Here is a 22,072-nt window from a genome sequence, read left to right on the forward strand (position 1 = left end):
ACGGCTTTGCGGCGGCAGGCGCATACTGAAGTTGTGAACCTCTGCTGCGAAGCCGTTGCGGTTTCCGGGAAGACTGTCGCCGGCCGCGCGCCGGGGGAACAGGCGGCGCTTGCCCGCTGGGAAGACCTGCAGGGGCTCGAAGTTCTGACCGCAGACTTCTGTCGCCACGCCTTTCTTCCGCACTTCCATGACACCTACATGCTGGCCACGGTGGAAGAAGGCCGTGCCCGTATGCGCCACGAAGGCGGCCTCGCAGAGATACTGCCCGGCAGCACCGTCCTTTTGAACCCAGGTGCCCTGCACGATGCCGAGGGGATCGATTCCCGGCAGCGCTGGCACTACCGCGTCTTTTTTCTCACGGAGGCGATGCTTCGGCCGCTGTCGGAGAAAACGCATCTTGCCTTCAGGGCGCCGGTATCGGCTGACGGTCCACTGTGGCGGCGGCTGATGACGCTGCATCGCTCGCTGGAGGAGCGTGTGACGCTGTTGGAGCGCAGCACGGCATTGACCCGCCTGCTGGAATCGCTGGCGCCGCAGGTGGTTGGCTCTGTCATGGACCAGGACAGCCTGGCTCCGCGGGTGCCTCTGGACCGTGTCCGCCAGTTCCTGGAAGCCCACTGGATGGATGCTGTCTCGCTGGAAGAGCTTGCCGAGGTCGCCGGCCTGAGCCGCTTCCATTTGCTGCGTATCTTCCGCAGCCGGTATGGCCTGGCGCCGCACGCCTTTCAGTTGCAGCTTCGTGTCCAGCATGCCAAGACGATGCTCTTCGACGGGTTGCCCGCGAAGGATGCCGCTGTCGAGTGCGGTTTTTTTGACCAGGCTCACCTGACGCGCACCATGCGGCGCTACACGGGCGTGACGCCCGGCCGCATCGCAGCAATATCGTCCAAGCCTTAAACCTCACCTTGCTCCTACGCTCGTGGGTGTCACGCATCACGTGAACAGGGAGCCAGATGATGGGAAGCACGATCCTGACCTTGCCGCCGGTAGAGACAGCGTCTCTGCCGAAAGAGCACTACCTGAACAGCAGCCACGGACTTAAGAGCTGGCTGCTGACGCAGGACCACAAGCGCATTGCATGGCTGTATCTGATCGCGCTGAGCTTCTTTTTTCTGATAGGCAGCTTCTTCGCCGGCATGATCCGTCTGGAGCTGCTGACGCCCCTGCCGGACCTGGTTGCGTCTGACACCTACAACAAGCTGTTCACCATGCACGGCATCATCATGGTCTTTCTCTTTCTGGTGCCAAGTGTTCCGGCGACACTCGGTAACTTCCTTATCCCCATCATGATCGGCGCGCGCGATCTCGCCTTTCCGCGCATCAACCTGTTGAGCTGGTACCTGTACATGTTCGGCGGGCTTTGTACGCTAACCGCCATGGCGATGGGAGGTGTCGATACTGGCTGGACCTTCGTCGCGCCTCTGTCGACGCACTACCTGAACTCGAATGTCGTCATGACCGGCGTGGCCATCTTTATCGCGGGCTTCAGCTCCATCTTTACCGGGCTAAACTTCATCGTCACCATCCATCGCATGCGTGCTCCGGGAATGACGTGGTTCCGCCTGCCGCTGTTTGTCTGGGCCAACTACGCTGCAAGCATCATCATGGTGCTGGCGACTCCGGTGCTTGCCATTGCCGTGGTGCTGGTGGCCATTGAACGCCTGCTGAACTTCGGCATCTTCGATCCCACCAAGGGCGGCGACCCGCTGCTGTTCGAGCACCTGTTCTGGTTCTACTCACATCCGGCGGTCTACATCATGATCCTGCCGGGCATGGGCGTTATCAGCGAGGTAATCTCCACCTTCGCACGCAAGCGTATCTTCGGCTACACGGCGGTTGCCTTCAGTTCGGTCAGCATCGCGGTCTTCGGCTTCTTTGTGTGGGAGCACCACATGTTCATCATGGGCGTCTCCAACTACTCAGCGCTCATCTTCAGCCTGCTGACGATGCTGGTCGCCGTGCCCTCCGCCATCAAAGTCTTCAACTGGGCCAGCACGCTGTACAAGGGGTCGATCACCTTTGAGACGCCGATGCTCTACGCGCTGGGCTTCATCGGCCTGTTCACCATCGGCGGATTGACAGGGGTCTTTCTCGGGTCGATGGGCATGGACGTTCAGTTGACGGAGACGTACTTCCTGGTCGCGCACTTCCATTTTGTGATGGTGGGAGGCATGCTCATGGCCTTCCTCGCGGGACTGCACTTCTGGTGGCCAAAGATGACCGGCCGCATGTATCCGGAGTCGATCTCGAAGCTGGCCGCGGTGACGACCTTTATCGGCTTCATCCTCACTTTTATGCCGCAGTTCGTTCTGGGCTACATGGGCATGCCGCGGCGGTATCACTCCTACCCACCGGAATTCCAGGTGTTGAACGTGCTCTCGACCGCTGGAGCAACGGTTCTCGGCGTTGGCTACCTGATGCCGGTGCTCTACTTTGCCTGGTCGCTGAAGTACGGCCGAATTGCAGGCAGCAATCCCTGGCATGCCACCGGGCTGGAGTGGCAGATGCAGTCGCCGCCGCTGACGGAGAACTTCACCACGGTTCCGGTCGTGGAGCAGGAGGCCTACGACTACGAGTGGCTGGCAAAGAAGGAAGCCGAAGAGCGCCAGGAAATCACGGTATAGCGATTCCTGCGGCCCGGACTTGCGATAATCAAGAGCAGGGAAGGGCTGCGGGTGCCGATACCATATCTTCGACGGCTGACGGGCAAGGAGCGCGAGCGCTCCTTCAACCTGCGCCTCGCCTTCCTGCTGGCGTTTATTGCAGGTGCAACCAATGCAGGCGGACTTTTTGCCGTTGGCCAGTACACCTCGCACATGTCGGGCATTGTTTCCTCCATCGCCGATAACCTGTCGATTCACGAGGTGCGCCTCGCGCTGTCCGGGCTTGGTTCACTGGCTGCGTTCATGCTGGGCGCTGCCTGCACGGCTCTGTTGGTCAACTGGGGACGCCGCCGCAACCTGCAGAGCCAGTACGCCTTTCCCCTGATGCTGGAGGCAGTTTTACTGCTTTGTTTTGGGGTGCTGGGGAACCGGTTGGTGCGGCACGAATGGTTCTTCGTCTCCGCCACCGTGGTTCTGCTGTGCTTCATCATGGGACTGCAGAACGCCATTATCACCAAGCTGTCGCAGGCGGAGATCCGCACGACTCACGTGACCGGCATGGTCACCGACGCAGGCATTGAGCTGGGGAAGATGCTCTATTGGAACCGCCGCAAGGGGGAACCGGTCGGCGCCGACCGCACCAAGCTCTTCATTCTGATGGGACTGATCGGTCTCTTTTTTCTGGGAGGCCTGGTGGGAGCCGTTTCCTTCAAGCGCGTCGGCTTTGTCTCGACGGTGCCGTTGGCGCTGTTGCTTGTGCTGCTGTCCGTGGTGCCTATCGCGGACGACCTGCGCGCGCGTCTGCACTAAAACGAAACGATAAAAAGGCCGCCTGTCAGAAAGGCGGCCTTTTCAAGAGCAGGGAAGCTGGATTAGCGTGCGCGGCTGCTTGGGTTGTCGCTTGCGATCACGCCATCCTTGATGGTGACGACGCGGTGCGCGTACTCGGCGATGTCCGGCTCGTGCGTAACCAGGACGATGGTGTTGCCGCGGGCGTGCAGTTCGTCGAACAGCGCCATGATCTCGTCGCCGGTCTTCGAGTCCAGGTTTCCGGTGGGTTCGTCGGCGAGGATGATGGACGGCGAGTTGACCAGGGCGCGGGCAATGGCCACGCGCTGGCGCTGACCGCCCGACATCTCGTTCGGCTTGTGATCCATGCGGGTGCCCAGGCCGACCGAGGTCAGCACCTCCTTGGCCCGTTCAATGCGCTGCGCGGCGGGGGTGCCGTTGTAGATCAGCGGCAGCTCGACGTTGTGCAGCGCCGTGGCGCGGGCCAGAAGGTTGAAGGTCTGGAAGACGAAGCCGATCTCCTTGTTGCGGATACGTGCCAGTTCGTCGTCATCCAGCTGCGAAACATCGTGACCATTCAGCCAGTAGCGGCCCTTGGAGGGCGAGTCCAGGCAGCCGATCAGGTTCATAAAGGTCGACTTGCCGGAGCCCGACGGGCCCATGATGGCGACGTACTCATTGTGCTTGATGCGGAGATTGACGCCACGCAGGGCGTGGACCTCCTGCTCGCCCATGACGTAGGTCTTCCACAGGTCGTCGGTAACGATGACTTCGCCGGCGTGGGGGCCATCGGCGTTCGGGGTCAGGGTCGGTTCCACTTGAGTCTCCGTGAGCATGCGGGTTACATCTCCAATCGTCGTATGCGTGTTGGTACGCTGGCAAGTCGGGTTTGGTTCCCGGAATCGCCTACGAGCTGGTTTCCGTTGCGGTCTCCGGGGTATTGTCGCGTTTCACCTTCATGCCCGACTTCAAAGTCCGCAGCACCTTGAAGCGGCCAATCACGATCTCCTGACCCTGGGTAAGCCCCGAAAGAACCTGGATTTCGGTTGTTCCGGTGACACCTGTGGCTACGGGGACAAAACGCACCGTGGGCTTGCCGTCCTTGTTCTCCACGACATAGACGCCCTGCACCGGGTTGGCCTTGATTTCGGCGGCCTTGGTGGCTGCCTCTGTGGTCTTCTTGGTGGTGGCGTAAATGTTCTCAATCACCGGATCGCGCTGCACCAGGGCCTGGATGGGCAGGCTGAGCGCGTCAGCTATCTTGGCAGTGGTGATCTTGGCCGTGCAGGAAAGGCCCGGCTTCAACTCCGGTGAGACCTCATCCAGCGTAACGACGACCTTGAAGTCCTTGGCCTCTTCGGTTCCGGTGGTGGACTGGGAGGTCGCGATGCCGGTGGTGCGCAGCAGCGCCTGGTCGCCAACCTCGGTCACATGGCCCCGGAAGCTCTTGCCGGGCAGGGCGTCGACGGTCACGTTCACCGGCTGATCCAGCTTCAGGTTGACGATGTCGGTCTCGTCGACCTTCACCTCCGCCGTAATGACGGACATATCGGCCAACGACATCAGCGTGGAGCCCAGCGCGTTCTGGATGCCGGTAACCATGGTCTCCCCCTCGCGAACCGGGACATTGGTTACCAGGGCGTCAAAGGGAGCGCGGGCGACCGTTTTGTCCAGAGTGTCGAAATTGGCCTTCTGGTTGGCGACTGCCTGCTGGATCTTGCTGGCGGAGGAATCTGCCTGCGCCTTGGACTGGTTCACCGAGGCTTCCCGCTGGGCCAGCGTGGCGACGGCCACATCAAAGGCGCCCTTTTTGGCGTCGTAATCCTGCTTGGAGACCAGCTTCTCGCGGTAGAGCTGGACGTAGCGCTCATAATCAAACCGCTTCTGGGTCAGGTCAGCCTTCGCCTGCTCCAGGTTGGCCTCCGCGGTCCTGATGGCAGCCTGCGAGGAGGCATAATCGGTCTTTGCGGCAGAGATATTGGCCGTCTGTGCGGCGACGGCGGACTCCGGCTGCACGCTTTCGATCGCCGCCAGGGTCTGCCCCTTCTTCACGTGGTCACCTTCTTTGACATAGAGGTGCGTGATGCGGCCAAAGGCGGTGGCGCCTACGTTGACATAGGTTTTGGGCTTGATCTGGCCGGTACCGCTGACGATGGAGACCAGCTCTTCCCGCTTCACCTTGGCCGTGGCCACGGGAGTGACGCCGGAACGGCTTTTCATGATCGACGCGATAACGATAATGGCAACTACAAGGACAACAGAAAGGGTAATAACGATTTTTTTAGCGCTCATGGATGCCTTGGCAGGGACCTCTGCTCAGCTTCTCTACGCAGACGAATGCTCGTAGGTTTCATGGTTTGGAGAAAGATTCCATGACTGGCGAATCATAGGGCCTTAAGATTGGTGACCATCATAGCAGCCGAACGTCCAACCGATACACCCCTGCGAAAGTTGAGTTCGGTCGAAAACCGCACTAAAATGGGGCGTACAACTCACGGAGTGTTGTTATTCGCTATGAAGACCTGTGGTTTCCTTCTGCTCGGCGCAAGTCTGGTATTTTCTGCGACAGTCGGAGGTGCGGTCACCTACGGTCAGGACGCGCAGTCCGGCGAGGGCGCGCCTGCCGCCAAACCGCAGGTTGTTGAGCATCCCGACCCTTTGAAGCGCCGTCTTTCCGACCGCGAACGGATCCAGCAGCAAAAGGATCTTCGCAAGGAAATCAAGGGCGAGTACAAGAAATGGCTCGACCAGGACGTCATCTGGATCATCACGGACGAAGAACTCCAGGCATTCAAGCAGCTCTCGAACGACGAAGAGCGCGATGCGTTCATTGAAGCCTTCTGGCAGCGCCGCAATCCGAACCCGGATTCGCCTGACAACGAGTACCGCGAAGAGCATTATCAGCGCATTGCCTATGCGAATGAGCACTTTGCAGCCGGTAAACCAGGCTGGAAGACCGACCGCGGACATATCTATATTGCTTTCGGCAAGCCGGATAGCACCGATTCGCACCCCTCGGGCGGCAACTATGAGCGTCCCATCGACGAGGGCGGCGGCTCTACGTCGACCTACCCGTTCGAGACGTGGCATTACCGCTACCTTGAAGGTATCGGCGACAACATCGACATCGAATTTGTAGACACCTGCATGTGCGGTGACTACCACATGACCATTGACCGTTCCGAAAAGGACGCGCTCAAGATGGTTCCCGGCGCCGGTCTGACCATGTACGAGCAGTGGGGACAGGGAAGCAAGACCGATCGCTTTACCCAGGGCGGTCTGGAGCAGCTTGGTCTTGGACCCCGCAGCTCCATGAACCAGTCCAAGCAGTTTGACCGCCTGAATACCTACGCCAAGCTGATGGCGGCTCCGCAGATCAAGTTCAAGGATCTGGAGCAGTTCCTGACCAAGTCAACGATTCTGAGCGGACCTCCGTTCCTGTTCGACGTGCGCACGGACTATGTCAAGGTCACCAACGAGACGGTTCTGGTGCCGCTGACCCTTCAGGTGAAGAACCGCGACGTCACCTTCTCCAATAAGGACGGCGTTGCGACCGGCACGGTGAACATCCTGGGCCGTGTCACCAACCTGAACCACAAGGTGGTGCAGACCTTTGAAGACACGGTCAGCATTCAGGTGCCCAGCGAGCTGCTGCCGCGCACGCAGGACAATGTTTCGGTGTACTGGAAGTCTCTTCCGCTGAAGCCGGGCCTGTACAAGGTGGACATAGCCATCAAGGACGTCAACAATCCGGACCACATCGGAACCTGGAAGCGCAGCGTCAATGTTCCGAAGTTTGACGATGACCGCCTGGCGGTCTCCAGCCTGATCCTGGCTGACAAGATGGAGCGTGTCAGCACGCACGAGATCAGCGCGGGCAACTTCGTCATTGGTAACACCCGCCTTCGTCCGCGCGTTTCCGCGGGTACGGGAGTTCCGGTGACCTTCAAGCGCGATCAGAGCCTGAACTTCTGGATGCAGGTCTACAACTTGGGCATCGATGAAAAGAGCAAGCAGAACGGCGCCAAGATCGAGTACCAGATCACCGATCTGGCGACCAACAAGCAGCTTCTGGACGCGACGGAAGAGACGGTCAAGATGAATCCGCACGCGGATCAGGTCACGCTGGAGAAGAGCGTTCCCCTGTCCAGCCTGCAGCCGGGTAAGTACCAGGTAACGATCAAGGTGGATGACGGTGTATCAAAACAGCAGATTGCTGAGTCAGCACCGTTTGTAGTGGAGTAAAATTACAGGTCAGGAAGCTGGAGTGTGCTGCACAGCCGTGCCGAGGGAGTACGGCGGCAGAGGCAACCTGAGAAACGCTGTTCTTGCCATTTGGCAAGGGCGCGGATTTTTTGGAATTGGCCAACGGCGCAGTGTTGTGGTCTGTACAAGCGCAGTGAAGCGAGTCCGCCTCCAATCCGTAACGTTGCTGCTGGTTTTGCTGCCAGTAGCCGCAAACGCAGCAGCACAGACCCGTGCCGCAGGCGTGACCGGCGTTGTGCGCGATGCGAAGGGCATTCCGCAGATGGGTGCGCTGGTGCAGGCATTGCTGCCGGACGCTACTCCCGTGGGCCAGGCCATTACGGACCTGAAGGGCCACTACCTTATTCGCAATCTGAAGCCGGGCAAGTACCAGGTGCGCGCCAGTGCGGCTCTGTATATGCCGTCGATGCGCGGCGATCTTCGCCTGCGCGCCGGCGCCCAGGCCATTGTTGACCTTACGCTGACCACCCTGTTTGAGGAGAGCAACTGGCTTCCGGCCGAGCGCCGCCAGCCGGACGAACCCGCTGACGAGTGGAAGTGGTCGCTGCGCACGGCGGCCAATCGCCCCATCCTTCGCCTGGCGGATGAGAAGGACGTGGTGCTGATTTCAGCCAGCGCGGAAAACAACAAGCGTGCGACCCATACCCGCGTGGAGATTCTGGGTGGCAACGGCTTTGCCAATGGCGGTCTGCAGAACGCCGTGACCTACGGCGAGGCCTCCCGCGATGGACATGGGGTGCTGATGCGCGCCAGCGGTGGCGTTGTGAGTGGCCCCTCTTCCCTTGGTTCCGCGACGAAGGGCTCGGTTGTTTACCAGCAGCCGGCTGGGATGTTCGGGTATTCCCGCACGCGCATTTCCTTCCAGGACCATCCGGAGATTGTTGGCCAGGGCGGTGGAAACGGCTACCAGGCCTACACGCTGGATTCAGCCGAGGTGATGAACTTTGGCGACACCCTTGCATTGGAGGTAGGCAGCTCGCTGCGCGCCGTCCGCATGGGAGCCGCTTCCATGGAAGCGCGTCCGTTTGTGAAGCTTGCGATGCAGCCGAACGAGATGCTGGTCTTCAGCTATCGCATGGCACGTTCGCGCGAACTGCAGGGCGCCGATGATATTGATTCGGCCGATGCGCCGCTGCCTTTGGCGGTGCTGCAGAACGGCCGTATGCTGCAGGAGCGTGGACTGCACCAGCAGCTAGGCGTTACGGTCAAGAACAGCAAGGGAAGCATTCGCACGGCGTATTATCGCGACTCGATTGAGCGGCCCATGATTGCCGGTTTTGGCTCGGTTGAAAGTTCTGGCCTGGCACGCGGCAACATGCTGGTCGATGCCAATACCAGTACAGCCCGCGTGATGGGTGATGCATATAGCTCCGTTGGCTGGAGCATTGCCGCGACTGAGCAGCTTGGCCAGAATCTCTGGACGACGCTGGAAGTGAACACGGGCGATGCGCTCTCCGTCGTGGACTCGCCCGTGATTGGCCCGAAGCTTCATGCTGGCCGTGCCAAGTCCGCGGCAGTAGGCTTCAAGGCGCAGATGCCGGCCTCCGGCACGCAGCTTCGGGCCAGCTACCGCTGGCAGAGTGAGCAGACCGTAACCCCGGTGAATATGTTCTCGGGTATGAGCCGGCAGCCATACCTGAGCTTCTCCGTACGGCAGCCGCTGCGCATTCGCCGCTTCCGCCTGGAGAACATGGAAGCCTTCCTTGATGTCACGAACCTGCTGGCGCAGGGCTACCAGCCGTTCCTCTCCTCGGATGGCAAAACCCTGTACCTGGCGCAGTCGCCGCGCATGCTGCAGGCGGGTGTCGCCTTTACGTTCTAAGCATTTTCTTCTGCAAAGCAGAAGGGCGAGGGCCATTGGCCCTCGCCCTTCGTGTTTTCGCCGAAGCTCAGGCGTTATAGGTGCTGGATGAAACGCGTCCGCCGCGTCCGGTCCAATTGGTGTGGAAGAACTCGCCGCGGGGCTTGTCGACGCGCTCGTAGGTGTGCGCCCCGAAGAAATCACGCTGCGCCTGCAGCAGGTTGGCCGGCAGACGATCCGTGCGATAGCCGTCGTAGAAGGCCAGCGCGGTGGAGAACGCCGGGGTCGGAACGCCACTCTCGATGGCATGGATGAGCGCCTTGCGCCAGCTGGCGTGGTACTCGTTCAGAATGCCCGAGAAGAAGCTGTCCAGCAGCAGGTTTTCCAGCTTCGGATTCTTGTCATAGGCGGCCTTGATGTTGCCCAGGAAGACCGAACGGATGATGCAGCCGCCGCGCCACATCAGCGCGATGCCACCCATGTTCAGGTTCCAGCCCTGTACCTTCGCGGCTTCGCGGAGAAGCATGTAGCCCTGCGCATAGCTGATCAGCTTGGAGCAGAAGAGAGCACGGCGTACCTCTTCGATGAAGGCCTTCTTGTGATCAGCGGAGATGGCCACCTTGGCGGGTCCCTGCAATACCTTCGACGCCTCAACGCGCTCTTCCTTCAGCGCGGACAGGCAGCGAGCGAAGACGCTCTCTCCGATCAGCGTGACCGGCATGCCGTTGTCCAGCGCATCAATGGCGGTCCACTTGCCGGTGCCCTTCTGTCCGGCGGTGTCCAGAATCTTATCGAGCAGCGGGGAACCGTCTTCGTCTTTCTTGGCGAAGATCTCGGCCGAGATCTCGATCAGGAAGCTGTCCAGCTCGCCCTTGTTCCACTCGGCAAAGACCTCGTGCAGCTCGTCGGCGGACAGGCCCAGGCCGTCCTTCAGCAACTGGTAGGCTTCGCAGATCAGCTGCATGTCACCGTACTCAATGCCGTTGTGCACCATCTTGACGTAGTGGCCAGCTCCGCCTTCGCCTACCCAGTCGCAGCAGGGGGTTCCGTCTTCTACCTTGGCTGCAATGCCCTGGAAGATGGCCTTGACGTGCGGCCATGCCTCGGGATTGCCACCCGGCATGATGGACGGGCCGAAACGCGCACCTTCTTCACCGCCAGAGACGCCGGAGCCGATGTAGAGAATGCCCTTCTCGGCGAGGTCCTTGGTGCGGCGATTGGAGTCAGTGAACAGCGAGTTGCCGCCGTCGATAATGATGTCGCCCTTTTCGAGGAAGGGAACGATGGAGTCGATCGTCTGGTCCACCACCGAGCCGGCCTTCACCATGATCATGATGCGGCGCGGGCGCTTCAGCTTGGAGACCAGTTCTTCGATGGAGTGCGCGCCCTCAATGGGAGTGCCCTTTGCTTCGTTCGCCAGAAACTCGTCCACCTTGGAGGTGGTGCGGTTGTAGACAGCGACCTTGAAGCCGTGGTCGTTCATGTTGAGAACGAGGTTCTGGCCCATGACGGCAAGACCAATCAGGCCGATATCGCAGGTTGCTTCAGACATTTCTTTGAAACCCTTTCAGCTAACGCTTCCTGTATTGCGGGGGATCGTTGTTGCATACAAGCATAGTCCATATGTCCTACGGCTGGTCTGAAAGTGTATGAAAGAACAGCAGTAAGATCGAAGCGTAAACGATTGCGCAGCCTCTTTTCCCCATACCCGCCACAACCTGCCAGCCGTTTCCGCGTCTCAGTCAAAGAACTGTCTTTCCCCGGGAGAGTGCTTTCATGCCGTCGTCTGCTCGTCTGTTTCTTCTGCTCGCTTCGTTTCTGCCGGTCATTCCGTTGGCCGGACAGCAGCCGCAGGCCGCTCCTACAGCGCCTGGCCAGACGATTCAGGTCGATGCTGCCAGCAGCATCAGCGCGGTCAATGCACGTCGTTTCCAGCAGACCCATCTCTGGACGCGGGCCGGCGGTGTGGAGGCGCATGAGATGTACGACATGCCTTACAGCGTGCCGGGATTATTTGCCGCCGGTCAGAGTGTCGGTTATGGCGAACTGCATCGCTGTGTCCAGAACACAAGCTCGCCGAAGGCGGTCGGTGGCCAGTTCTGCAATGTCATCATCAACATCGGCGACCAAACCGGGATGAGCCTTGGCAACGCGGGCGGATGGATGAGCACCGGCCTGCTGCATCTCACCAACTTTACGTCGTATGCCGGTATCTCCCAGGCACTGCAGATCCAGCATCACCACAGCGGCGTGGGGGATAGTTCGATGATCTATGGCTATCCCTTCTGCGCGGGAGGAACGACGGCTGCTTCCGATGAGGGCTGTGCTCATTGGAGCTCTGTGGGTGGTCAGTACTCGGAATACTTTTCCGGCCGGTTTCCCGCGAACACCATCACAGGGCAGACCACCTTTGCAGACTTCGATCAGAAGAGTGGCACCTGCTACAACAACTCCGGCCAGGGAGACCGCTATTGCTATGGGCAGGGCGAGTACCTGGTCGACAGCAGCGCGCCGATTGCCAGGGGATCCATTGCATCCGCGCAGCCTGAAGCGAAAGACAATATGCCTGCCCTGATGCGTGTGGAGCCTGCTGACCTGGTTCCCGTCGATACGTGGGGGTACATTCCGGCAACGGTAGAGATACCGCGTGCGCAAACGCAGAACCTTCCCAAGCCGACAGCGGATCTGCCGGTGAATATCGCGCGTGGGCGTGGTTTTACCGCGGGAGATGCTGTCTGCTTTATGGGCAGCTCTTTTCCGGAGAATTCAACGGTGCTGTCGGCGACAGCCCTGGTGGACGGCCACCAGACGATCACCCTGTCCTTGCGCAAGCCGCAGAGCAAGGGGACGCCGCACTTCCTCTATAAAGCCCCCGCCTGCGGACAACTGAGTCCGACAGCCGAAGAGGAGCAAACCGGATGGCCGGCCGGGTATTTTGCGGTACCCGTGGACGAAGGCCACCTGGCCTGGGCGTTTTACAGCCGCGGTACCCGCACCGGGATCTCGCCGCCTTTCAATGTCCGCGGTGGAACTTCGGAGTCGCCGTTCGTGGTTCCCGTACAGAACCGTGCGGTGAATCTGGAGCGCGCGCCAGACGGTGCAGTGACCATGACGGAACGCGGCGGAGGTCTTCCGATTGGCTCTTTTGCGCATCTCAAGCAGGTCAGTGTGAGCGGATGCCAGGATGCTTCCTTCAACGAGGTCATCCAGCTTCCGGAGCCGTCGGCGGATCTCTCCAGCCTTACGTACAAGAGCGTCTCTTCCCGTAAAGGCTCCTGCAATACGGCGGTAGTGAATATTACCGGCGCCAATGGCTATGTTTTGTACTATGGCGCGGAGATTGTCGCGACCAGTAACCCGGATGCTCCGGGTAACGGCGTGAACGGCTATATGCAGGTGGAGCAGAACCGGATTCCGTGGCAGCCCGGCCACCTGGCCAAGGTTGGCCACTCGGAATCGTATAACGGCGCCGTGCTTCATATTGACCAGACGCAGCTGACCCCGAGCAATGGCCTGAATCACAGTGGAGCGATCCTTCGCGCCAACCTGCATGGCGTGGACTCCGGGTGTGCTCTTTGTGTCGATAACTTCGTCCCGGCAGATCACTACGAAGGGCTGGGCGGATGGCAGATGATGCCCAGCTACCTGTTCTGGAAAGGGCCGCTGGGGACGATGGCGGAACTGATCTATGCGCCGAAGACCGTGATCGCTGCGGGCCACTCCATCAACTACCCCAAGGGAAGTCCGAACGAGCCAGACTACCGCCTGTTTTCGTTGAGTGGTTATCAGGCAGACGGCACGGTGATTGCTTCTCCATCGGCATTCAAAAGCCTGACAGCGCCGTCATGGAGCTTCTCCGGAGCGGCGCGCTTCCAGGGCGCCGTGATCAGTGGCACTGGCTTTTCAGTACGAGCGGAGAAGGGTGGAAGCTGGGCTCTTCAGACGGATGCACAGGGCAGGAACCTTGTGCTGAAGGATGAGGCGCATGGCAATGCCGTGATGTCGGTAGACTCCGGCGGCAGTGTGACCTTCGCGCAGCCAGTCACGGCGCCCAATCTGAAGGGAGCGCTTCGCGGCACCACGCAGGGCATTGGAGGAGCATCGCTTGCGGCGGGCAGTTGCGCGAGTGGAATCGTCAAGGTGAGCGGCGCGACGCCGGGCGATCCCGTTGCAGTCTCTGCAAGCGATGGCAGTCTTCCGCCGCCCACCGTCCTGCTTTCAGCCGCCGTAGTGGCTGCGGATACGGTGAAGGTGCAGCTCTGTGTCGTCGCTCCGGTAACACCGCAGGCAAAGGCCTACAACGTTCGCGTGATTCCTTAAGGTATCCGCGGATGCGCCGTGCAACAGGTGTTGGCACATCCGCGGATCCGGTTAGAAGGTGACCTTCAGGCCGCCCTGCATCACGCGCGGCTTGATGGGGCCGGTGCCCGTAATGCGGCCATAGGTGCCGCTCGAAGGATTCGCATCGGGCAGCGCATAGGAGGTGCGGTTGAAGGCGTTGAACAGCTCCCAGCGGAACTGGATTTTCAGACGCTCACGCGCGCTCCAGTTCTTCATCAGGGCTGCATCGCTGTAGTTGATCCCCGGTCCTTGCAGGATATTGCGTCCGGAGTTGCCGAAGGTTCCAGCGGCGTTCTGCTGGAAGGCGGCGGTGGTGAAGTACTGGTTCAGCCACTGCTGCTTGCTGCCCTGGTGAGTCTGCAGCACGGAACCCGGAACGCGGTCTGCGCGGTCGCCATAGATGAGTGCGCCGGAGTTGTTGTTGCCGTTGCCCCCGTTGATGCTGAACGGGCGTCCTGACTGCAGCGTATAGATGCCGCTGACCTCCCACTCGCCCAGTAGACCGCGCGCCAGCCCATTCCACCCCTTGAGCGCAGGTGTTGTGTAGACGAAGTTGGTTACGGAGACGAACGGGTAGTTCAGATCAGAGAGACCGCGGTTGAAGCGGAGATCGTACGGGTTGGCGATTCCGTTGCCGGTAAACGAAGCATTCCCGGAGGCGGAGACATCGATGTTCTTTGACCAGGTAAAGCTGCTCTGTGCCTGGAAGCTGTGCGAGAAGCGTTTTTCAAACTGCGCCTGCAGCGAGTGATAGCTACTGGTGCCGTTGCTATTGATGGTCAGGATCTGGCCATAGTTGTTCAGCGCGCGCGTGCCGCGAACAGCCGCCGCCGTCTGGCCGGGGTTCGCATCAATGATCAGCGTCTGGTGGTACGACTGGCTGCCTACATAGGCAAGGTGCATGACCAGGTCACCGCTGAACTGCTGCTCCAGTGATGCGTTCCAGCTCTGCGTCATGCCGAGCTTGAAGTCCGGACGGAAGGCAGCGGGAACGGTTGTTTGCGCTGGAAAGACATAGTTCGGTGAAGGCTTCACGTTGTCATACGCAAAGGGAGGGAAGGGACTCGTTCCACCGGTGGAAGAGAAGTTCGACCACGGATTGGAGAAGTCGATGGGGTTGGATGCGCTGCCGTTCAGAGTGAAGGTCGGGCTGAACGGGCTGACGTCGGCTACGTGGTTGTACGCCGAGTAGGGCAGCGGAGCCGTGAACATACCGAAGCCCGCGCGGAAGGCTGTCTTGGGGCCAACCTGGTAGGCAACAGCGATACGCGGCTCCCAGTAGCCATAGGTGTTTTTTGCAAGACTGTTCGGAACACCACGGTCGCCGGGGAAGACCAGACCAGTGGGGGCGTTGGGGAACATCGTGCTCTGCTGACCGGGGTTGTAGACTGCGCCACGGCCGTCCTTCGAGGCAGGAGCAAGGTTCGGGTCCCAGCGCAGGCCAACCGTGATGGTCAGGTTCGGACGCAGACGGAACTGGTCCTGGCCGAAGGCGCCCAGCAGGTTGCCGCTGACGTCGGCAATTTCGCCGGCGCCCTGCGTATAGGTTCCCACGCGGCCCAGCAGAAAGTCCGCAAGACCGAAGCCGGTGGAGTAGCCGTTGAAGCCGATGATCGGCGCTGCGGGGTAGTACGTCTGCTCCCGCGCACGCTGGTGCCACAGGTCTACACCGAAGGAGAGAGTGTGGTTGCCAAGCGTCTTCGTGATCGAATCCGAGAAGCCCCACGAGCGGCGCATCTCACCGGTGTATTCCGAGTAAGGTGTGCTGAAGCCTCCGTTGGCGTTCAGACCCTCGGAGTAGCAGGTGCCCGCCGGATCGCTGACGTTGATGTACTTCGACAGGCAGAAGGCGTTGCCGCTGCTGTCGAACTGCGTGCCTGCGTTGTAGACATGCATCTGGTTCCAGAACAGAGAGAGCGCATTGACCAGGCTCGGGCTGAGGGTCCAGGTATGGTTCAGCACCTCGTTGAAGAACTTACCCTGCTTTCCCGGATTGATGGCGAGAATGTTGCCGGCAATGGCCGACTCGCCACGGTTGTAGTACTGGATGTAGCTGCGCAGCGTCAGGCGTTGCTTATCGTTGATGACGTAGTCCAGGCGGCCCGTGCCTTCGTCGTACTTTTCTACCGAGGCAGGAGCGGTGTAGTACACCAGACCGCTGGCCGGGTCCTGCCCGCGAGGCAGCGCCGTATTAGCAATGCGAACCGATGCTGCGTTGAACAGGCTGGGGTCGATGCGGTTGTTGACGAAGCCGCCGGTCAGCGTCTTGGGATAGGCGGAGAAGTCGCCCGCAAGCATCGCCGCCGTCGGTGTATTTGTGCTGTTGGAGGTTGCCGTGGTGGACTGACGTGTGCCCTGATAATTGCCGAAGAAGAACAGCCTGTTCCTCTTGATGGGACCACCCAGGAAGCCGCCAAACTGGTTGCGCTTCAGAGGGTCCACTTTCTTGGAGAAGTAATCGGCGGAGTTGAGAGCGCTGTTGCGCAGAAACTCGAAGGCTCCTCCATGAAACGCATTGGTGCCGCCCTTGGTGTCAATGCTGACAACCGCGCCAGGAGAGAAGCCGTAGTGCGCGTCGAAGTTGTTCGAGATGACACGGAACTCGCCGGTAGCATCCGCGTTGGGAGACGGAGCGGAGAGCGCCATGTAGGTGTCCATGTTCGGTACGCCGTCCAGCAGGTAGAGCGTGCTGCCCTGGCGTCCGCCACCGGCAGATGCCCCGGTCTCATTGGGAAAGGTGGTTTCTCCCTGCAGAGTGCCGGCGCCGGTATTCAACACATTGATGGTGCCCGGCGACAGCAGGACAAGGCTCGATGGATCGCGTCCGTTGAGCGGAAGCTCCCGGATGGCATGTTCGCCTACCGTATTGCTGACTTCAGCGTTGGTGGTGTTGATCAGCGCGGCTCCGGCGGTAACGTTCACGGTCTCAGTCTCACTGCCGATCTGCAGACCAATGTCCAGCGTCGCCTGCTGGCTTACCGTGAGCTGAATACCGGTCTGCTGAAACTTCTGAAAGCCGGATAACTCCGCTGTGATGGTGTAGTGCCCTGGAGGGATGGTTGGGAAACGGTAGAGACCGGATGAGTTTGTCTCGCTGGTAAGAACAAGATTGGTTTCAACGTTCGTTGCGGTCACATGTGCCGAGGGAACAAGGGCTCCGGTCGAGTCCGTTACGGTTCCGCTTAGAACAGCGCTGCCACCTTGTGCCAGAACACCTGCCGACGTCATGCAAAAAGCAAGCGTGCAGAACAAAAGCCTTAACAGCTTTTGGATAGTCATAGATTTTGGGCCTCAACGTATAGGGGAGTTATGGGGAGTTCGAAATCGTGTGCTTGCTGCACATCTGCACGAAACAATTTCTTTCAACAAGGCAGGCCTGGGGAAGCCTTCAGTAAAGTTGATGGCCATCATAGTAGACACAATCGACAACTGTCTAACGCAGGACTGGAAGCCCGGAAGAAGGTATTTAGAGATTTCGAAGGAGACCGGCTCTAGCGGATGAGGAAGGAGTGGCGGACAGGGAGGGATTCGAACCCCCGGTAGCCTTGCGACTACGTCTGATTTCGAGTCAGGTGCATTCAACCGGGCTCTGCCACCTGTCCGTACAATCAGTTTATCGCAAACCTGCGCTTATGGGGAACCCTGCTACCTTCATCCCGCTCGAACTACGCGACGCCCTTGTGGCCCATGCGAAGGAGTGTGGTTTTACGGCTGCGGGAATTGCCTCTGTTCCCGAAGACGATCCTGAAGCGCGCCACCGTTATGAGGCCTGGGTGGAGCATGGTTATGCCGGCGAGATGGAGTATCTGCAACGGCGCGATGAAGCCGGAAGATTATTGCGTTCGTCGCTGCGGCTGGCGATTCCGTGGGCTCGTTCGGTCATCGTTTGCGCGCTGAACTATAACGCCGCTCAGCCGCGTTCAATTGATCCTGCGCCCGAAGGCTCGGGCTGGATTGCCCGTTATGCGTGGAGTGGACGACCGGAAGGCGAACGCCTTGTGCCCACGGATTATCACGATGTTCTGCTGGAGAAGCTGCGCCGCCTGGAGAGTTTCGTGAGGGAGCGCGTGGGCGATGAGGTCGAGCTTCGCAGCTATGTCGATACCGGGCCGGTGGTGGAGCGCGGCTTTGCCGAGGCTGCAGGCATTGGCTGGGTAGGGAAGAATACCTGCATCATCCGGCAGGGAACTGGTTCATGGATGCTGCTGGCGGTTATTGTGACCTCTCTTCCGTTGGCGGAAGACGCTGTTCTGCTGCCAGCCGCGGATCGCTGTGGCAGCTGTACCCGTTGCATCGACGCGTGCCCTACGGATGCGTTGATTGCCCCGCGCAAGATGGATGCGCGAAAGTGCATTGCCTACCTGACGATTGAGAAGAAGGGCGAGATTGAGGAGTCGCTGCGGCCGCTGATGGGGCGCCAGATTTTTGGCTGCGATATCTGCCAGGATGTTTGTCCGTGGAACCGCAAGGCTGCCATCGGCGGCAATGCCGAGATGCAGACGCGTATGGAACTGGTGAATCCTGACCTGTCGACGCTGGCCACCATGACGCCCGCGGAGTTTCGCCGCGGCTTCAATGGATCACCGCTGGAGAGGACACGGCTTAAGCGGCTGCGGCGGAATATCGCGATTGCGATGGGAAACAGCGAAGACGCGCGTTATCTGCCACAGCTTAAAGCCTGGCAGCAATCGGAGGATGCGGCATTGCGCACGACGGCGGCGTGGGCTGTGGAACGCATTGCCCATCACCGCCAGACTGCTGAAATCTAGGCTCCGCGAACTACGTTTGCGGCACTTAGACCTTTAGGACCCTGCTGGCACTCGAACTCAACCGCCTCGCCCTCGTTCAACGTCTTGTAGCCCTCGTCCTGGATGGCGGAGAAATGCACAAAGACATCTTTTCCGTCAGCACGCTGGATAAAGCCGTAACCCTTCGTTCCGTTGAACCACTTCACGACACCCTTTTCCTTCACAACTAGTCCCTTCTTTTTTCGCGAGCCTCTCCCTGGACGATCAGAGACACCTCGGAGACGTTCGCGGTAAGCGGAACAGAGGGGCCCCATCACCCGAAAGAGGATATGGAGGTTTTTTGAGTTACACGTGGAGTTGCAAGACAGCCGAGTCCCAGCAATTTTGATTGTGAGTTCGAATGTCTTATGCCTTTTATGGCAAAAATTGTCCTGTCATGCAACACAAATCTTTCAATCGTTCGGCTCTGCTAGCATCAAAGATTGCGGACTCCACCCCCTGATGCCATCGATTCTGCCATCCAATGAGGAACGCCGCGACGCCACCACCATGTCTGCCGGAGAGCTGGCGGAGCGCCCAGCCGTGCTGGAAGCCGGTTCCTGGCCGCAGATCAAGGCGTTGTTGAAGTACCTGACCAAGACAGAAGTCCACACCTATGCCTTCAGTGTCGCGGCACAGGTCATCCTCTCGCTGTTTCCCTTCATCGTGCTGATGCTGACGCTCAGCCGGCGCCTGTTTCATTCACGCGCCATGGAGGATGTGGTCGGCGACATGATGCACAACCTGCTGCCTGTGGGGCAGGACTTCATTGTGCGCAACATGCAGATCCTGGCCCATCCCCACAAGGGAGCGCAGTTGTTTTCGGTCTTCATGCTGCTGGTCACCTCCACCGGCGTATTTCTGCCGCTGGAGGTAGCGCTGAACAACGTGTGGGGGGTGAAGGAGAACCGCAGCTACCTGCACAACCAGGTCGTCTCGCTTGGGCTGGCGGGCGCTGTGGGTGTGCTGGCCATGGCTTCGGTTGCCGGCACCGCCGCCCAGCAGAAGCTGCTGAGCTGGATCTTCTTCGGCCACACGGAGAACTGGGTATACCGCTTTTTCTCTCACACCGTTCTTGAAATTCTTTCCATCATCGCGGGTATCCTGTTGTTCTTCCTGATCTACTGGCTACTGCCGAACCGGAAGATACCTGCAATGGCCGTGTTGCCGACCGCGATCGTGGTTGGGCTGCTGTGGCAGATTGCCAAGGTGATCTACGTAAAGGCGCTTCCGTTGCTGGATTTTCAGGGGGTCTACGGGCCGTTTTATATTTCGGTCGGGCTGATGACCTGGGCCTTTCTTTCCGGCCTGTTGTTGCTGGCAGGAGGGCACTTTTCGGCAAACCGCCATGCTGTGCGGATGGCCCGCATTGTGGAGCGGAAAGAGGCGGTAAAGGACGCGGCATGAGTGTGACACTGAAAGCCATGTGGAGACGCTGGACGCTGCTGACGCGTGTCGTCATGCTGCTGACCACGCTTTCGGTCCTGCTATGGCCGCTGAGCCGCCTTCAGAACTCGCTGGGGAGCACCGCACAGGACCTCTGGATCCTGGTGACGGGCGCCCTGCTGGTCTGCTTTATCCCATGGGGCATCCGGCAGGCACGGTCACGCTTTCTTTGGAGCCTGCGCAATAAGCTGGCGATTACCTATCTGCTGATCGGCCTAGCGCCGGTGGTGCTGTTTGTCACGCTGGTGCTTGTCTCGGCGTACGTGGCTGCGGGACAGTTTGCCATCCACCTGGTGGCACAGCGCATTCAAACGCAGCTTGAGCAGATGCAGACGGAGAACACGGACGCGGCCATACACTTTGCGCGCGTTCTTGCCCGGCCTGAGACGAAGGCCGATCTGCACAATCTCGATCCCAGCCTGCTGGGTTTTGACCGTTCCGAAATAGCCCAGGGGCAGGTGGCTATCTTTGTTGACCGGCAGCCGGCCCTGCTGGCGGCCGGCACCGGCATTGAGCACTCCAACCTGGGCATGCCGGACTGGACGCCTCCCCGTGAAGGCTTTCATGGCATCGTGGTGGACGACGGGCACTTGTATCTTGCAGCCGTGACGCAGCGCCGCAGCCGGAACGGGCACTCGGTCACGATCATGCGCAGCATGCCGCTGGACCGCCACATTATGGAACTGGTGGCGCAGGGGCTGGGACGCGCCTCGTTGGTGCCGTCGCTGGCGGAGACCACAAGCAGCACCCTGCGCACGAACCTGTCCATGGCGCGCCGCAATGATCCGAAGGCGCAAAGCGTCTCTGGCGGCAGCTTTCCCGGCGGGGTCAACCTTCTCGATCTTCCGGTCCATTTCTTCTCGACCATTCCGTTGACGGTGTGGGACACGGCAGCGAAGGAGAACATCCCGGTCGAGGTGGACTCACGTCCCTCGCTGCTCTACACGCAGTTATTTGCCGTTTCTATCGAAGGCCTGGTGCCGGAGCTGATCCGCGTGCTGCTGATCGTGCTTTGCGTGGTCTTTGCCGTGATCGAGGCCTTTGCTTTCTACATGGCGATGCGATTGAGCAGCACCATCACGGCGTCGGTATCGGACCTTTACGGTGCGACGCTGGCCATTGATCGCGGCGACTTCGCGCACCGCATTCATGTCACCCGTACGGATCAGTTGGCGGAACTGAGCCGCGCCTTCAACCGCATGACCGGCTCGCTTCAGCGGCTTCTGCTGGAGCAGCAGGAGAAGGAACGGCTGCAGAACGAGCTCTCCATTGCGCAGGAGGTGCAGGCCAACCTGTTCCCGCCGGGCGATGTGAAGGTGCCCACGCTGGAGCTGCACGGCGTCTGCAGGCCGGCGCGTACCGTCTCCGGCGACTACTATGACTTCCTGGTCTACCAGGACGATGACCAGCCGCCCACGGGCGTTGGCATTGCCATTGGTGACATCAGCGGCAAGGGAATTTCTGCCGCTCTGCTGATGGCTACGCTGCACTCGGCCGTGCGCGCCTATCGCTTTGCCAGCGGGGAGATTTCGCAGTTGCCCAACGGCTCGGACGAGCCCTGCGAGGAGCTGTTCGACTCGCCCGGGCATATCCTCGGCCTGCTGAACCGTCACCTGTACCGCAGCACGCAGCCGGAGAAGTACGCCACGCTATTCCTGGCGCAGTATGATGTTGCCCGCTCACTGCTGACCTACTCCAACGCTGGGCAGCTTCCGCCGCTGGTGCTTCGCCGCGATCGCTCCGTACAGCGTTTGGAGGAGGGAGGCACGGTGGTCGGCCTGATGGACAACATGTCTTACAAGGATGGCTCGGTGACGCTGCAGGCAGGCGACATCTTCATCGGCTACTCGGATGGAGTCACCGAGCCGGAGAATGACTTCGGCGACTTCGGGGAGCAGCGCCTGCTGGAGGTGGTGTGGCGTTATCGCAACGAGCCGCTGCATGTGATCTCAGCCCAGGTGCTGCAGGCGCTCGACGCCTGGATTGGCGACGCCGAGCAGCCTGACGACATTACGCTTGTGCTTGCCCGCCGCGTCTGA

Annotated in this window: 13 protein-coding genes, 1 tRNA gene and 1 pseudogene; 9 read left to right on the forward strand and 6 right to left on the reverse strand. The window is 60.1% G+C overall.

What is annotated here, in order from left to right:
- Positions 1-33 precede the first annotated feature (33 nt).
- From OHL13_RS03850 to OHL13_RS03860, 3 genes and pseudogenes are all read left to right on the forward strand, one after another.
- A complete protein-coding gene (locus tag OHL13_RS03850; RefSeq protein WP_263408791.1) occupies positions 34-897 on the forward strand; it encodes a helix-turn-helix domain-containing protein in 864 nt (287 codons plus the stop codon).
- A 59-nt stretch (positions 898-956) separates the two neighbouring features.
- Complete coding sequence (locus OHL13_RS03855) at positions 957-2,624, forward strand: cytochrome c oxidase subunit I (RefSeq protein ID WP_263409120.1); 1,668 nt, start codon at positions 957-959, stop codon at positions 2,622-2,624.
- Positions 2,625-2,675: 51 nt separating this feature from the next.
- Positions 2,676-3,407, forward strand: a pseudogene (locus OHL13_RS03860) (YoaK family protein); the annotation flags it as partial.
- A gap of 68 nt (positions 3,408-3,475) precedes the next feature.
- Here the strand turns inward: OHL13_RS03860 and OHL13_RS03865 are convergent.
- Positions 3,476-4,228 carry an ABC transporter ATP-binding protein gene (locus OHL13_RS03865; protein WP_317889897.1) on the reverse strand — a complete coding sequence of 251 codons (753 nt, stop codon included), beginning with the start codon at positions 4,226-4,228 and terminating at the stop codon, positions 3,476-3,478.
- A gap of 70 nt (positions 4,229-4,298) precedes the next feature.
- A complete protein-coding gene (locus OHL13_RS03870) occupies positions 4,299-5,684 on the reverse strand; it encodes an efflux RND transporter periplasmic adaptor subunit (protein ID WP_263408792.1) in 1,386 nt (461 codons plus the stop codon).
- A gap of 222 nt (positions 5,685-5,906) precedes the next feature.
- Between OHL13_RS03870 and OHL13_RS03875 the strand changes: the two genes are divergently transcribed.
- Both OHL13_RS03875 and OHL13_RS03880 read left to right on the forward strand, forming a co-directional pair.
- Complete coding sequence (locus tag OHL13_RS03875) at positions 5,907-7,637, forward strand: GWxTD domain-containing protein (RefSeq protein ID WP_263408793.1); 1,731 nt, start codon at positions 5,907-5,909, stop codon at positions 7,635-7,637.
- A gap of 154 nt (positions 7,638-7,791) precedes the next feature.
- On the forward strand, positions 7,792-9,480 hold the full coding sequence (locus tag OHL13_RS03880; protein ID WP_263408794.1) for a carboxypeptidase-like regulatory domain-containing protein: 1,689 nt from the start codon (positions 7,792-7,794) through the stop codon (positions 9,478-9,480).
- A gap of 67 nt (positions 9,481-9,547) precedes the next feature.
- Here OHL13_RS03880 and gnd read toward each other — a convergent pair whose 3' ends face one another.
- Entirely contained in the window at positions 9,548-11,011 is a 1,464-nt protein-coding gene (gene gnd / locus OHL13_RS03885; protein WP_263408795.1) for a decarboxylating NADP(+)-dependent phosphogluconate dehydrogenase, read from the reverse strand.
- A gap of 224 nt (positions 11,012-11,235) precedes the next feature.
- On the opposite strand from gnd, the gene OHL13_RS03890 reads away from it, so the two are divergent.
- The gene (locus tag OHL13_RS03890; protein WP_263408796.1) at positions 11,236-13,779 is read left to right on the forward strand and encodes a hypothetical protein; all 2,544 of its coding nucleotides are present in this window, start codon (positions 11,236-11,238) and stop codon (positions 13,777-13,779) included.
- 51 nt (positions 13,780-13,830) lie between these two features.
- On the opposite strand, the gene OHL13_RS03895 is transcribed toward OHL13_RS03890, so the two are convergent.
- Both OHL13_RS03895 and OHL13_RS03900 read right to left on the reverse strand, forming a co-directional pair.
- The gene (locus OHL13_RS03895) at positions 13,831-17,028 is read right to left on the reverse strand and encodes a TonB-dependent receptor (protein ID WP_263408797.1); all 3,198 of its coding nucleotides are present in this window, start codon (positions 17,026-17,028) and stop codon (positions 13,831-13,833) included.
- A gap of 282 nt (positions 17,029-17,310) precedes the next feature.
- Positions 17,311-17,402: transfer RNA gene (locus OHL13_RS03900), tRNA-Ser, on the reverse strand.
- Positions 17,403-17,432: 30 nt separating this feature from the next.
- Here OHL13_RS03900 and queG point away from each other — a divergent pair.
- Complete coding sequence (queG, locus tag OHL13_RS03905) at positions 17,433-18,569, forward strand: tRNA epoxyqueuosine(34) reductase QueG (protein ID WP_263408798.1); 1,137 nt, start codon at positions 17,433-17,435, stop codon at positions 18,567-18,569.
- Here queG and OHL13_RS03910 read toward each other — a convergent pair.
- On the reverse strand, positions 18,566-18,772 hold the full coding sequence (locus tag OHL13_RS03910) for a cold-shock protein (protein WP_263408799.1): 207 nt from the start codon (positions 18,770-18,772) through the stop codon (positions 18,566-18,568). The genes queG and OHL13_RS03910 overlap by 4 nt on opposite strands.
- A 277-nt stretch (positions 18,773-19,049) precedes the next feature.
- Between OHL13_RS03910 and OHL13_RS03915 the strand changes: the two genes are divergently transcribed.
- Positions 19,050-19,994, forward strand: a complete 945-nt coding sequence (locus OHL13_RS03915; protein WP_263408800.1) for a YihY/virulence factor BrkB family protein — start codon at positions 19,050-19,052, stop codon at positions 19,992-19,994.
- Positions 19,991-22,072: a PP2C family protein-serine/threonine phosphatase gene (locus tag OHL13_RS03920; protein WP_263408801.1), complete on the forward strand. Its 2,082-nt coding sequence runs from the start codon at positions 19,991-19,993 to the stop codon at positions 22,070-22,072. The genes OHL13_RS03915 and OHL13_RS03920 overlap by 4 nt, the downstream gene beginning before the upstream one ends.

The sequence above is a fragment of the Terriglobus tenax genome, assembly GCF_025685395.1.
Lineage (GTDB): Bacteria > Acidobacteriota > Terriglobia > Terriglobales > Acidobacteriaceae > Terriglobus > Terriglobus tenax.

Excerpts from the sequence above, each read along its gene's own strand:
- OHL13_RS03915 (WP_263408800.1), top strand. The coding sequence starts at position 19,050 with ATGCCATCGATTCTGCCATCCAATGAGGAACGCCGCGACGCCACCACC.
- OHL13_RS03895 (WP_263408797.1), bottom strand. The coding sequence starts at position 17,028 with ATGACGTCGGCAGGTGTTCTGGCACAAGGTGGCAGCGCTGTTCTAAGC.
- OHL13_RS03875 (WP_263408793.1), top strand. The coding sequence starts at position 5,907 with ATGAAGACCTGTGGTTTCCTTCTGCTCGGCGCAAGTCTGGTATTTTCT.
- OHL13_RS03855 (WP_263409120.1), top strand. The coding sequence starts at position 957 with ATGGGAAGCACGATCCTGACCTTGCCGCCGGTAGAGACAGCGTCTCTG.
- OHL13_RS03890 (WP_263408796.1), top strand. The coding sequence starts at position 11,236 with ATGCCGTCGTCTGCTCGTCTGTTTCTTCTGCTCGCTTCGTTTCTGCCG.
- queG (WP_263408798.1), top strand. The coding sequence starts at position 17,433 with ATGGGGAACCCTGCTACCTTCATCCCGCTCGAACTACGCGACGCCCTT.
- OHL13_RS03865 (WP_317889897.1), bottom strand. The coding sequence starts at position 4,228 with ATGCTCACGGAGACTCAAGTGGAACCGACCCTGACCCCGAACGCCGAT.
- OHL13_RS03870 (WP_263408792.1), bottom strand. The coding sequence starts at position 5,684 with ATGAGCGCTAAAAAAATCGTTATTACCCTTTCTGTTGTCCTTGTAGTT.
- OHL13_RS03920 (WP_263408801.1), top strand. The coding sequence starts at position 19,991 with ATGAGTGTGACACTGAAAGCCATGTGGAGACGCTGGACGCTGCTGACG.
- gnd (WP_263408795.1), bottom strand. The coding sequence starts at position 11,011 with ATGTCTGAAGCAACCTGCGATATCGGCCTGATTGGTCTTGCCGTCATG.